General features: G+C 70.5%; 9 protein-coding genes and 1 riboswitch. Of the genes, 5 read left to right on the forward strand and 4 right to left on the reverse strand.

The genetic code is table 11. The annotated features are described in order from the left end of the window. The first annotated feature begins 42 nt into the window (after window positions 1-42). Together DEJ49_RS25890 and DEJ49_RS25895 are read left to right on the forward strand one after the other, a co-directional pair. Window positions 43-4,320, forward strand: a complete 4,278-nt coding sequence (locus tag DEJ49_RS25890) for a discoidin domain-containing protein (protein ID WP_150186336.1) — start codon at window positions 43-45, stop codon at window positions 4,318-4,320. Window positions 4,321-4,412: 92 nt separating this feature from the next. After that, on the forward strand, window positions 4,413-5,426 hold the full coding sequence (locus tag DEJ49_RS25895) for a LacI family DNA-binding transcriptional regulator (protein ID WP_150186337.1): 1,014 nt from the start codon (window positions 4,413-4,415) through the stop codon (window positions 5,424-5,426). 16 nt (window positions 5,427-5,442) lie between these two features. Here DEJ49_RS25895 and DEJ49_RS25900 read toward each other — a convergent pair whose 3' ends face one another. The 4 genes from DEJ49_RS25900 to gcvT form a co-directional block, all read right to left on the reverse strand. Continuing rightward, on the reverse strand, window positions 5,443-6,813 hold the full coding sequence (locus tag DEJ49_RS25900; protein WP_150186338.1) for an L-serine ammonia-lyase: 1,371 nt from the start codon (window positions 6,811-6,813) through the stop codon (window positions 5,443-5,445). 183 nt (window positions 6,814-6,996) lie between these two features. After that, a complete protein-coding gene (gene glyA, locus DEJ49_RS25905) occupies window positions 6,997-8,259 on the reverse strand; it encodes a serine hydroxymethyltransferase (RefSeq protein ID WP_150186339.1) in 1,263 nt (420 codons plus the stop codon). Between the two features lie 23 nt (window positions 8,260-8,282). Next, window positions 8,283-8,660 carry a glycine cleavage system protein GcvH gene (gcvH, locus tag DEJ49_RS25910; RefSeq protein WP_150186340.1) on the reverse strand — a complete coding sequence of 126 codons (378 nt, stop codon included), beginning with the start codon at window positions 8,658-8,660 and terminating at the stop codon, window positions 8,283-8,285. A gap of 58 nt (window positions 8,661-8,718) precedes the next feature. Further along, entirely contained in the window at window positions 8,719-9,843 is a 1,125-nt protein-coding gene (gcvT, locus tag DEJ49_RS25915; protein ID WP_150186341.1) for a glycine cleavage system aminomethyltransferase GcvT, read from the reverse strand. Between the two features lie 148 nt (window positions 9,844-9,991). Next, a riboswitch (glycine riboswitch) is annotated at window positions 9,992-10,102 on the reverse strand. A 172-nt stretch (window positions 10,103-10,274) separates the two neighbouring features. Here gcvT and DEJ49_RS25920 point away from each other — a divergent pair. The 3 genes from DEJ49_RS25920 to DEJ49_RS25930 all read left to right on the forward strand — a co-directional run bounded on the left by DEJ49_RS25920 (window position 10,275) and on the right by DEJ49_RS25930 (window position 12,680). Then, window positions 10,275-10,988: an AAA family ATPase gene (locus DEJ49_RS25920; RefSeq protein ID WP_190329648.1), complete on the forward strand. Its 714-nt coding sequence runs from the start codon at window positions 10,275-10,277 to the stop codon at window positions 10,986-10,988. A 60-nt stretch (window positions 10,989-11,048) separates the two neighbouring features. Continuing rightward, complete coding sequence (locus DEJ49_RS25925) at window positions 11,049-11,831, forward strand: enhanced serine sensitivity protein SseB (RefSeq protein WP_150186342.1); 783 nt, start codon at window positions 11,049-11,051, stop codon at window positions 11,829-11,831. Window positions 11,832-11,903: 72 nt separating this feature from the next. Then, window positions 11,904-12,680 (forward strand): enhanced serine sensitivity protein SseB C-terminal domain-containing protein, encoded by a 777-nt coding sequence (locus DEJ49_RS25930; protein ID WP_150186343.1) that lies wholly within the window; start codon window positions 11,904-11,906, stop codon window positions 12,678-12,680. Window positions 12,681-12,724: the final 44 nt, after the last annotated feature.

Consider the following 12,724-nt stretch of genomic DNA (forward strand, 5'->3'; position numbering starts at 1 on the left):
GCCAGAAGTTGCGTGCTCGACCGTGAGGGAGACACACACGTCATGAAACGCATCAGAGACGCACGGGCCCGAAGACCACACAGGTGGTGGCGGCCCTTCGCCGCCGCTCTCACCGCGGCGCTGCTGCTCCTCGGCCTGCCCGCCCTGCCCGCGGTCGCGGCGGGCGGTCCCGACCTGGCCGCGGGCAAGCCGGCCAGGGCGAGCAGCGCCAAGGCGGAGTACGGCGCCGCGCACATCACCGACGGCAACGCGGGCACGTACTGGGAGAGTGCGTCGTCCGACCTGCCGCAGTGGGTCCAGGTCGACCTCGGCCGCGGCACCCGCGTCGACGAGGTCGTCCTCAAGCTGCCCCCGGCCTGGGAGGCCCGCAAGCAGACCCTGTCCGTGCAGGGCAGCGCCGACGGCAGCGGCTTCGGCACCCTCGCCGCGTCCGAGGCCCGCTCCTTCGAGCCCGGCTCCGGCAACACGGTGACGATCCGCTTCCCGTCCGCGCAGACCCGTTACGTACGGGTGCACATCACCGCCAACACCGGCTGGCCCGCCGCCCAGCTCTCCGAACTGCGGGTGCACGCGGCCGCCGACGCCTCGGTGAACCTGGCGCTCGGCAAGACCCTCAAGGCGAGCAGCCACACGCAGGACTACGCCGCCGCCCACGCCAACGACGGCAACCGCGCCACGTACTGGGAGAGCGAGAACAGCAAGCTCCCGCAGTGGATCCAGGCCGACCTCGGCAGCTCGGCGCGGATCGACGAGGTGGTCCTGCGCGTGCCCGACGCCTGGGGCGACCGCAGCCAGACCCTCAAGGTCCAGGGCAGCACGGACGGCTCGGACTTCACCGACCTGACCGCGTCGAAGGAGTACGCCTTCACCAAGGCCTCGGAACACTCCGCGACCCTCGCCCTCGACACCGTCACCACCCGCTACGTCCGCGTCCTGATCACCGCGAACACCGCGCAGCCCGCGGGCCAGCTGTCCGAGCTGGAGATCTACGGCCCGGCGGGCGGCGACATGCAGGCGCCCACCGCGCCGAAGAACCTCGCCCTCACCGAGCCGGAGCCCGGCCGGATCAGGCTCGCCTGGGACGCCTCCGACGACGACAAGGGCGTGACCGCGTACGACGTCTACGCCAACGGGGAGCTGCTCACCAGCCTCGCCGGCGACGTGCGCACGTACACCGACACGCGCCCCGTCAGCGCCACCGTCACGTACTACGTGCGCGCCCGCGACGCGGCGGGGAATGCCTCCGCCAACAGCAACTCCGTGACCCGCAAGGGCGATTCCGGCGACACCCAGGCACCGACCGCGCCCACGCATCTCACGTTCAGCCAGCCCTCAAGCGGTGAGATCAAGCTGACGTGGGGCGCGTCGAACGACAACGTGAAGGTCACGGCGTACGACGTGTACGCGGACGGCAAGCTCCTGAAGTCCGTGGCCGGTGACGTGACGACGTACACCGACACCCGTCCCGCGAACGTCACCGTCTCCTACACGGTCCGCGCCCGTGACGCGGCGGGGAACGTCTCGGCGCACAGCAACACCGTGACGCGCCCCGGCGGCGGCAACAAGAACCTGGCCGAGGGCAAGCCGATCGCCGCTTCCTCGGTGATCCACACCTTCGTCGCCGAGAACGCCAACGACGGACAGACGTCCACCTACTGGGAGGGCGCCGCGGGCAGCTACCCCAACACCCTGACCGTCAAGCTCGGCGCCAACGCCGACGTCGACGCGGTCGTCGTCAAGCTCAACCCCGACGCCGGATGGGGCGCCCGCACCCAGAAGGTGCAGGTCCTCGGCCGGGAGCAGAAGGCCGCCGACGTCACCTCGCTGGTGGCGGAGAAGGAGTACTCCTTCAGTCCGTCCGGCAACCAGAACACCGTCACCATCCCCGTCTCCGCCAAGGTCGCCGACGTACGCCTGCGGTTCACCGCGAACAGCGGCGCCACGGCAGGACAGGTCGCCGAGTTCCAGGTCATGGGCGCCCCCGCGGCCAACCCCGACCTGGAGATCACCAAGCTGTCGTACGCCCCCGCGGCGCCGACCGAGACCGACGAGCTGACCCTGACCGCGACCGTGCGCAACCGCGGCACCGAGGCGTCGACGGCCACGGACGCCGTCTTCCGGCTCGGCGGCGCCAAGGCGGGCACGGCGTCCGTGGGCGCGCTCGGCGCGGGCGAGTCGACGACGGTGAGCGCCAAGACGGGCGCGCGCGACGCGGGCTCGTACCCCTTCAGCGCGGAGGTGGACACCAAGAACGAGGTGATCGAACAGGACGAGGGAAACAACACCTACACCGGTACCAGTCCGCTGGTGGTCAAGCCGGTCGACTCCTCCGACCTGGTGGCGTCGCCGGTCAGCTGGACGCCGTCCGCGCCCTCCAAGGGCAAAGAGGTCACCTTCAGTGTCGCCCTCAAGAACCAGGGCACCAAGGCGTCAGCGTCCGGCGCGCACGGCATCAAGCTCATCCTCCAGGATGACAAGGGCGCCACAGTGAAGACCCTCACCGGCGAGCACAACGGCGTGATCGGCGCGGGTGACACCACGGCGCCGGTCAAGCTCGGCACCTGGACCGCGGGGGACGGCCGCTTCACGATCAGAACCGTCATCGCCGACGACGCCAACGAACTGCCGGTCAAGCGCGAGAACAACACCACCACGCACTCGCTGTTCGTCGGCCGCGGCGCCGACATGCCCTACGACACCTACGAGGCGGAGGACGGCGTCCTCGCGGGCGGTGCGAAGACCGTCGGCCCCAACCGCACCGTCGGCGACCTGGCCGGCGAGGCCTCCGGCCGCAAGGCCGTCACGCTGAACTCGACCGGCGAGTCCGTGGAGTTCACCGCCAAGCAGGACACCAACACCCTGGTCACCCGCTTCTCCATCCCGGACGCCCCGGGCGGCGGAGGCACCCAGGCCACCCTGAACGTCTACGTGGACGGCGTCTTCCGCAAGGCCATCGACCTCACCTCCAAGTACGCCTGGCTGTACGGGGACGAGGCCTCGCCCGGCAACTCGCCGGGAGCCGGCCCCGCCCGGCACATCTACGACGAGGCCCACGTCATGCTCGACGGCACGGTCAAGGCGGGCAGCAGGATCAAGCTGCAGAAGGACAGCGCCAACACCTCCCGCTACGCCATCGACTTCGTCGACCTGGAGCAGGTCACGGCGAAGCCCAATCCCGACCCGGCCGCGTACACCGTGCCCGCAGGATTCACCCACCAGGACGTGCAGAACGCCCTGGACAAGGTCCGCATGGACACCACCGGCAAGCTGACGGGCGTCTACCTGCCGCCCGGCGACTACGAGACGAGCAACAAGTTCCAGGTCTACGGAAAGGCCGTCCAGGTCGTCGGCGCCGGACCCTGGTTCACCCGGTTCCACGCGCCGCGCAGCCAGGACAACACGGACGTCGGATTCCGTGCCGAGGCGAGCGCCAAGGGCTCCTCCTTCTCCGGCTTCGCCTACTTCGGCAACTACACGTCCCGAATCGACGGCCCCGGCAAGGTCTTCGACTTCCAGAACGTCTCCGACATCACCATCGACGACATCTGGAACGAGCACATGGTGTGCCTCTACTGGGGCGCCAACACGGACCGCATGACCATCAAGAACTCGCGGATCCGCGACATGTTCGCCGACGGCATCAACATGACCAACGGCAGCACCGACAACCTGGTCGCCAACAACGAGGCGCGGGCCACGGGCGACGACAGCTTCGCCCTCTTCTCCGCCATCGACGCGGGCGGCGCGGACATGAAGAACAACGTCTACGAGAACCTGACCTCGCTCCTGACCTGGCGCGCGGCGGGCTTCGCGGTCTACGGCGGCTACAACAACACCTTCCGCAACAGCCGCATCGCCGACACCCTCGTCTACTCCGGGATCACCATCTCGTCGCTGGACTTCGGCTACCCGATGAACGGCTTCGGGAAGGATCCGACCACGTTCGAGAACATCACGGTCGAACGGGCCGGCGGCACCTTCTGGAAGGGCCAGGACTTCCCGGCCATCTGGGCGTTCTCCGCGTCGAAGGTCTTCCAGGGGATCCGTGTGAACAACGTCGACATCGTCGACCCGACGTTCCACGGGGTGATGTTCCAGACGAAGTACACGGGCAGCCAGCCCGAGTTCCCGGTCAAGGACACGATTTTCACCGACGTGTCCATCAAGGGCGCGCCGATCGGCATCTACGTCAACGAGATGCCGGAGGCGGGCCAGGGCCCTGCCGTCGGTGAAGCGACGTTCATCCGGCCCAAGTTGAGCGGCAACGGACAGGACATCAAGAACGACACGTCGACATTCAAGCTCACGCTGCAGCCCTGACCCGCGGAGGTGACATCCACGTACGCGGCCGTCCGGATTCCGGGCGGCCGTTTACGTAACTGGCTTGCAGGCCTTGCGCTATTCTTGCGGCCATGACGCGACGACTTGCTCAAGTTGCGAAGAAGGTGGGGGTCAGCGAGGCGACGGTCAGCCGTGTCCTCAACGACAAGCCCGGCGTCTCCGCCGCGACCCGACAGTCCGTGCTGACGGCGCTCGACGTCCTCGGCTACGAGCGGCCGACCCAGCTGCGCGGCGAGCGGGCCCGCCTCGTCGGTCTCGTCCTTCCCGAGCTGCAGAACCCGATCTTCCCCGCGTTCGCCGAGGTCATCGGTGGCGCCCTCGCCCAGCAGGGCCTCACGCCCGTGCTGTGCACGCAGACCAGGGGCGGCGTCTCCGAGGCCGACTACGTGGACCTGCTGCTCCAGCAGCACGTCTCCGGCGTCGTCTTCGCGGGCGGCCTCTTCGCGGAGGCCGACGCGCCGCACGACCACTACCGGCGCCTCGCCGAGCGCAACATCCCCGTCGTCCTGATCAACGCGTCGATCGAGGGCCTCGACTTCCCGTGCGTCGCGTGCGACGACGCCGTCGCCGTCGAGCAGGCGTGGCGCCACCTCGCCTCGCTCGGCCACGAGCGCATCGGCCTCGTCCTCGGCCCGGCCGACCACGTGCCCTCGCGCCGCAAGCTCGTGGCGGCCCGCGACATCGCCGCGGCCGCGGGCATGGAGCTGCCCGACGCGTTCGTCGAGCGGTCGATCTTCTCCCTGGAGGGCGGCCAGGCCGCCGCCGCGCGCCTCATGGAGCGCGGCGTCACCGGCATCGTCTGCGCCAGCGACCCGCTCGCCCTCGGCGCCGTCAGGGCCGCCCGCCGCAAGGGCCTCTCCGTCCCCGCCGACGTCTCCGTCGTCGGCTACGACGACTCGGCCTTCATGACCTGCACCGAGCCGCCCCTGTCCACCGTGCGCCAGCCCATCGAGGCGATGGGCCGCGCGGCGGTCGACCTGCTGTGCGCGCAGATCCGGGGCACCCAGACGCACCCCGGCGAGCTGCTCTTCGAGCCGGAACTCGTCGTCCGCGGCTCGACGGCCCAGCTGCTCGGCACTCGTTGATTCAGCGCTCGTCGGTTCAGCACTCGATGATGTTGACCGCGAGCCCGCCGCGCGCGGTCTCCTTGTACTTGACGCTCATGTCGGCGCCCGTCTCCTTCATCGTCTTGATGACCTTGTCGAGGGACACCTTGTGGGAGCCGTCGCCGCGCATCGCCATCTTCGCGGCGGTGACGGCCTTGACCGCCGCCATGCCGTTGCGCTCGATGCACGGGATCTGAACGAGGCCGCCGACCGGGTCGCAGGTCAGGCCGAGGTTGTGCTCCATGCCGATCTCGGCGGCGTTCTCGACCTTGGACGGGGAGCCGCCCATGACCTCGGCGAGCGCGCCCGCCGCCATCGAGCAGGCGGAGCCGACCTCGCCCTGGCAGCCGACCTCGGCGCCGGAGATCGAGGCGTTCTCCTTGAAGAGCATGCCGATCGCGCCGGCCGCGAGCAGGAAGCGGACCACGCCGTCCTCGTCGGCGCCGGGCACGAAGTTCATGTAGTAGTGCAGGACGGCCGGGATGATGCCCGCCGCGCCGTTCGTGGGCGCGGTGACCACGCGGCCGCCCGCGGCGTTCTCCTCGTTCACCGCCATGGCGTAGAGCGTGATCCACTCCATGGCGCGGGCCTGCGGCTCGCCCTCGGCGCGCAGCTGCCTGGCCGAGTTCGCGGCGCGGCGGCGCACCTTGAGGCCGCCCGGCAGGATGCCCTCGCGGGTCATGCCGCGTGAGACGCAGGACTGCATGACGCCCCAGATGTCGAGCAGACCCGCGCGGATCTCCTCCTCGGTGCGCCACGCCTTCTCGTTCTCCAGCATCAGCGCGGAGATGGAGAGGCCCGTCTCCTCCGTGAGGCGGAGCAGCTCGTCGCCGGTGCGGAAGGGGTGCCGCAGGACGGTGTCGTCCGGCACGATCGGGTTCTCGCCCGCGACGGCGTCTTCGTCCACCACGAAACCGCCGCCTACGGAGTAGTACGTCTTCTCCAGGACGAGGCCGCCCTCACGGTCGTACGCGAAGATCGTCATGCCGTTGGCGTGGTACGGCAGGGCCTTGCGGCGGTGCAGGATCAGGTCCTCGTCGAAATCGAAGTCGATCTCGTGCATGCCGAGGAGGTTGATGCGGCCGCCGCTCTTGATCTCCTCGACGCGGTCGTCGGCGCTCTCCACGTTCACCGTGCGCGGCGACTCGCCCTCCAGGCCGAGCAGGACGGCCTTCGGGGTGCCGTGCCCGTGGCCGGTCGCGCCGAGCGAGCCGTACAGCTCCGCCCGTATCGCCGTCGTGTGGGCCATGAGGCCCTCGTTCTTGAGGCGGCTCGCGAACATGCGGGCCGCGCGCATGGGACCGACCGTGTGGGAGCTGGACGGGCCGATGCCGATCGAGAACAGGTCGAAGACCGAGATGGCCACGGAACACTCCAAGGGTGGTTGGTAGACGCCGTTGTCTGCCGGGTGATGCAGAAGTACAAGGCGGTGCGGGAACTGCGGGGCGGTGCGGGACGTGGTGCGGGGCACCTCGCTCACTCTCCAGTGTGCGGGGTGCCCCGATGTTTCGTACGTACGAACAAAAGCGTACAAACAGAGGGTACGAAACTACTTCAGGCCGGGGTACAAGGGGTGCTTGTCGGCCAGAGCGGTCACGCGGGTCTTGAGGGACGCCGCGTCGAAGCCCGGCTTGAGGGCCTCGGCGATGATGTCGGCGACCTCGCGGAAGTCCTCCTCGCCGAACCCGCGGGTCGCGAGCGCGGGCGTGCCGATCCGCAGGCCCGAGGTGACCATCGGGGGGCGCGGGTCGTTCGGGACGGCGTTGCGGTTGACCGTGATGCCGACCTCGTGGAGGCGGTCCTCGGCCTGCTGGCCGTCCAGCTCGGAGTTGCGCAGGTCCACCAGGACCAGGTGCACGTCCGTGCCGCCCGACAGGACGTCGACGCCGACGGCCTTCGCGTCGTCCTGCACCAGGCGCTCGGCCAGGATGCGGGCGCCGTCCAGGGTGCGCTGCTGGCGCTCCTTGAAGTCGTCCGACGCGGCGACCTTGAAGGAGACGGCCTTGGCCGCGATCACGTGCTCCAGCGGGCCGCCCTGGAAGCCGGGGAAGACCGCGGAGTTCAGCTTCTTCGCGAACTCCTTGCTGCGGGCCAGGATGATGCCGCCGCGCGGGCCGCCGAGCGTCTTGTGCGTGGTGGAGGTCACCACGTCCGCGTAGGGCACCGGGTTCGGGTGCAGGCCCGCGGCGACGAGACCGGCGAAGTGCGCCATGTCGACCCACAGGTACGCGCCGACCTCGTCGGCGATCCGGCGGAACTCGGCGAAGTCCAGGTGGCGCGGGTAGGCCGACCAGCCCGCGATGATCACCTTCGGGCTGTTCTCCTTGGCGAGGCGCTCGACCTCGGCCATGTCGACCAGACCGGCCTCGTCGACGTGGTAGGCGACCACGTTGAACTGCTTGCCGGAGAAGTTCAGGCGCATGCCGTGCGTGAGGTGGCCGCCGTGCGCCAGGTCCAGGCCGAGGATCGTGTCGCCGGGCTGGGCGATCGCGAAGAGGGCGGCCTGGTTGGCGGAGGCGCCGGAGTGCGGCTGCACGTTCGCGTACTCGGCGCCGAACAGGTCCTTGACCCGGTCGATCGCGATCTGCTCGGCGACGTCGACGTGCTCGCAGCCGCCGTAGTAGCGGCGGCCGGGGTAGCCCTCGGCGTACTTGTTGGTCAGGACCGAGCCCTGGGCCTCCATGACCGCGACCGGAGCGAAGTTCTCCGAGGCGATCATTTCCAGGGTCGACTGCTGACGGTGGACCTCGGCGTCGACGGCGGCGGCGACGTCCGGGTCCAGCTCGTGGAGGGGGGTGTTCAGAAGCGACATCACACGATCCCTATCGGTATGGGTCAGCCGGCGGTGAAGGCGGTGTACTCATCGGCGGAGAGCAGGTCGTCCGGCTCGCCGGTGATGCGCACCTTGAACAGCCAACCGCCCTCGAACGGGGCGGAGTTGACCAGCGACGGGTCGTCCACGACGTCCTGGTTGGCGGCGACGATCTCGCCGGTCACCGGGGCGTAGAGGTCGCTGACCGACTTGGTCGACTCCAGCTCGCCGCAGGACTCGCCCGCGGTCACCGTGTCACCGACCTCGGGAAGCTGGGCGAAGACGACGTCACCGAGCGCGTTGGCCGCGTGCTCGGTGATGCCGACGGTCGCCACGCCGTCCTCGGTGGCCGAGAGCCACTCGTGCTCCTTGCTGTAGCGAAGCTGCTGGGGGTTGCTCATGACCTGAATTCTCCTGTACGCGGGTGGGTGCTGCGGAACGGGAAGGATGTGCGGGGGGTCACTTCTGGCGCTTGTAGAACGGCAGCGCCACGACCTCGTAGGGCTCGTGGGTGCCGCGGATGTCCACGCCCACGCCCTCGGTGCCGGGAGCGGCGTGCTCCGCGTCGACGTACGCCATCGCGATCGGCTTGCCCAGCGTCGGCGACGGGGCGCCCGAGGTGACCTCGCCGATCACCTTGCCGTCCGCGACCACCGGGAAACCGGCGCGCGGGACCCGGCGGCCCTCGGCGACCAGGCCGACGAGCTTGCGCGGCGGGGCGGTCTCGGCGCGCTCGGCGGCGGCCGCGAGCGCGCCGCGCCCCACGAAGGAGTCCGACTGACTGGTCTTCTCGAACTTCACGACCCGGCCGAGACCCGCGTCGAACGGCGTCAGCTCCGCGGTCAGCTCGTGCCCGTACAGCGGCATGCCCGCCTCCAGGCGCAGCGTGTCACGGCAGGAGAGACCGGCCGGGACCATGCCGACGGGCGTGCCCGCCTCCATCAGCGCGCCCCACAGCTTCTCCGCGTCGGCGGGGGAGACGAACAGCTCGAAACCGTCCTCGCCCGTGTAGCCCGTGCGGGCGATCAGGGCGGAGACGCCCGCGACGGTGCCGGGCAGGCCCGCGTAGTACTTCAGGCCGTCCAGGTCCGCGTCCGTGAGGGACTTCAGGATGCCGGGGGACTCGGGGCCCTGGACGGCGAGCAGCGCGTACGCGTCACGGTCGTCGCGGACCTCGGCGTCGAAGCCCTCGGCGCGGGCGGTGAGCGCGTCGAGGACGACCTGCGCGTTCGAGGCGTTGGCGACGACCATGTACTCCGTCTCGCCCAAGCGGTAGACGATCAAATCGTCCAGGATGCCGCCGTCCTCGGCGACGATCATGGTGTAGCGGGCGCGGCCGACACCGACCGAGCCGATGTTGCCGACCAGCGCGAAGTTCAGGAAGTCCGCGGCGGCGGGTCCGGTGACGGTGATCTCGCCCATGTGCGACAGGTCGAAGAGGCCGGCCTTGGTGCGCACGGCGTTGTGCTCGTCGCGCTCGCTGGCGTACCGCAGCGGCATGTCCCAGCCCGCGAAGTCGGTCATGGTGGCGCCAAGGGACCGGTGCACGGCGTCGAGGGCGGTCAGACGGGGGGCAGTGCTCATGAAGGGAACTCCCAGGGCATGACGGGCGAGGTCGATCCTCCCCATCTGTCATCGGAACCTGAGAGGTTCGCCGGAAGTGTCTCGTCCAGTGAGACGCCGGCTTGCACCTTGGGTGGGACCGCCGGGGCGGCCCGCTTTTCAGATGTGCCTCGCCCGCGCGGTACGGGGCCTGAGAGATTCAAGGGAGGGGCTTGCTCCTTCGGCGCTCCGGGTACCCAGCACAGCAAGCTGGTTCCGGAGACTCTCCCGCGCGGATTCGAACGGCCTGTATGGAGTTGGCGCGCACATCATTGCACGCGACTCTGTCCAGGGGGAGCGGTGCCCGGCAGCGGGTTCCGTCATGGGTCCGGCACGGGGCCCGTCACTCCGGAATGCTCTTGTGCCGCATTACCTTCTCTTTACACTTGGTGGGGAAGCAGTACGTGACCGCTATGGGGAGGCCGATCACGGTGCGCAGCAGGACGAGTCTCTACGCCACTTCCACGGGGGTGGCGCTGCCCAAGGCACTGTCCGGGGCGCTGCCCGAACAGGCCTCCGTCCCGGCCGCGGAGAGCTGCGGCCGGGACGCCGCGGCCGTCGTCCGCGACCTGCGGCAGCGCGCAGGCCACAGCCCGCGCCGCCTCACGTTCGGCGAGGGCGACCTGGTCGTCGTCTCCGGGCTGCCCGGCGGCGGAAAATCGACCCTCATGCGCCAAGCCGTCACCGGCCCGCGCATCGACTCCCAGGACACCCGCGACCGCTGGTCGCGCCGCATGCCGCGCCTGCTGCCCTACGCGGTGTACCGCCCCCTGGTCCGCCTCGCGCACTACGCGACGCTGCGCCGCACGCTCCGCTCAGGGGCGAGCGTCGTCGTGCACGACTGCGGCACCCAGGCGTGGGTGCGCCGCTGGCTCGCCCGCGAGGCCGCACGCCGCGGCACGGCCCTGCACCTCCTGATGCTCGACGTCCCCGTGGACACCGCGCTGCGCGGCCAGCACGAGCGCGGCCGCGGCGTCTCGCGGTACGCGTTCGCACGCCACCGCAGGACGGTCGGACGGCTCGTCGCCGCCACCGAGCGGGGCGACCTGCCGCGCGGCTGCCGCTCCGCGGTGCTGCTCGACCGCGCGGCCGCGCAGGTCCTGCGGGTGATCGCCTTCGACCGCTGAGCGGGCCCGGCGTTAGGGTTCGAGCCGCAGGCAGAGCGGTCGCGAGCAGGGGTTGGACAGATGGACTTTCCGGCGCAGGCACATGCCCATCCGTACGGCGGATGGCCGGGCAACGAACTCGAGGAGGTCCTCGCGGCCTCCCTCGGCGCCCCCGAATCGGCGGGCGCCCGCATCGTCGAGGTGCTCGGCCGCAGCCACCTGTGGATACCGCTGCCGAACGGCGGCGGTCCCGACAGCGGCACGCTGGACCTGCCGACCCTGGAGATCGAAGGACAGGCGTACGTCCCCGTCTTCACCTCCGAGCAGCAGTTCCGCCAGGCGCTCGGCGACGCGGCGGACCGGATGGGCGTCACCGTGGCGCCCGCCGTGGAGTTCGCCCGCGGGCTGCCCCCGCAGCTGGGCATCGCGCTGAACCCGGACGGCACCGTCGGCGCCCCGCTGCCCCCGCCGGCCGTCGCCGAGCTCTGCCGCGTCGGCCGCACCGAGCTGGACGGCCCGACCACCGGCGGCCGGGTCCGCCTCTTCGAGCCGGACTGGCAGGAGGACCCGGTCGACTTCCTCGCCACCGCGGGACGTGAGTTCGAGGCGGCGGGCGTCGTCCTCACCGCGCGCCGCTGTCTGGCCGCCGTGGAGACGGACGACCCGACCCTCTTCGTCGGCGTCGAGCTGTCCACCTGGGACGGCAACGCACGCGACCTGCCCATGGAGGCGCTCGGCCGCGCACTCGGACAGGTCCCGGTCCCGTGGCCGGTGAACCTGGTCCTCCTCGACGTGGCACAGGACCCGGTCGGCGACTGGCTGCGCGCGAAGGTACGGCCCTTCTACCACCGCATCGACGCTTAAGCTGGTTGCATTCTTACGCCCTCCACTGTCTCCCGTGGGGGCACCGAGTTCGTCGCGAAGGGGCGGTTACGGGTGAGTGCGTCGGGCACGGCCGCGGCCGGGCAGCAGGTCGAGCAGGTGCTGCGCCAGGTGACGCCGGGGCGTTACGACGCGTACGAGGCACTGCTGCGCGCGCTCGCCGCCGACCAGGTGTGGATGCTGCTCTGGCACGGCCAGGCCGGCTCCCCCGACGCCCAGTACGGGAACATGGAAGTGGAGGGGCTCGGCTACGCACCGTGCGTGACCTCCGCCCAGGAGCTGTCCGCCAGTGGCTGGAACCGTAGCTACGAAGTGGTGCGCGGCATCGACATCGCCCGCACCCTCTACCCCGACCACTACGGCATCTGGCTCAACCCGCACGCGCCCGGCGGCGGCGTCGGCATCCCCTGGCTCGACCTGCGCCGCATCGCCACGGGCCTGGACCTTCTCCCCGCGGGCCCGCTCCGGCTCACCGAGCCCAGCATCGAAATTCCCCAGTTCTACGCCCTGTTGACGCAGAACGCCCACCGCACCCCCGTGGTCCGCTCGCTGCGCCGCGCCTGGGTGCAGCCCGCCCTCGGGGCGCCTTATCTGGCCATCGGCCTCGACGTGTACGACACGTCGCCGCCGTCCGTCGACGCGGTGCGCACGATGATGCGCCAGTCCATCCCCGCCGTCCCCGAGGGCCTGCCCGTCTCGACGGTCGCGATGTCCGACGATTACGACCCGGTCGCGATGTGGCTACGAGCCAACGCCAGGCCGTTCTACGACCGCGAGGCCCACGCGGCCCCGGCCCCCGCGGGCGGATACGGCTACCCCGCGCAGTACTGAGGGGCTGGAACCGGCCACCGAGCAGCCACGACGGACGTGATGTC

Source organism: Streptomyces venezuelae (assembly GCF_008642335.1).
GTDB lineage: Bacteria > Actinomycetota > Actinomycetes > Streptomycetales > Streptomycetaceae > Streptomyces > Streptomyces venezuelae_F.

Bases quoted from the DNA above. Each gene is read 5' to 3' on its own strand.
- gcvH (WP_150186340.1), bottom strand. From the start codon at position 8,660: ATGAGCAACCCCCAGCAGCTTCGCTACAGCAAGGAGCACGAGTGGCTC.
- DEJ49_RS25895 (WP_150186337.1), top strand. From the start codon at position 4,413: ATGACGCGACGACTTGCTCAAGTTGCGAAGAAGGTGGGGGTCAGCGAG.
- gcvT (WP_150186341.1), bottom strand. From the start codon at position 9,843: ATGAGCACTGCCCCCCGTCTGACCGCCCTCGACGCCGTGCACCGGTCC.
- DEJ49_RS25890 (WP_150186336.1), top strand. From the start codon at position 43: ATGAAACGCATCAGAGACGCACGGGCCCGAAGACCACACAGGTGGTGG.
- DEJ49_RS25920 (WP_190329648.1), top strand. From the start codon at position 10,275: ATGGGGAGGCCGATCACGGTGCGCAGCAGGACGAGTCTCTACGCCACT.
- glyA (WP_150186339.1), bottom strand. From the start codon at position 8,259: ATGTCGCTTCTGAACACCCCCCTCCACGAGCTGGACCCGGACGTCGCC.
- DEJ49_RS25925 (WP_150186342.1), top strand. From the start codon at position 11,049: ATGGACTTTCCGGCGCAGGCACATGCCCATCCGTACGGCGGATGGCCG.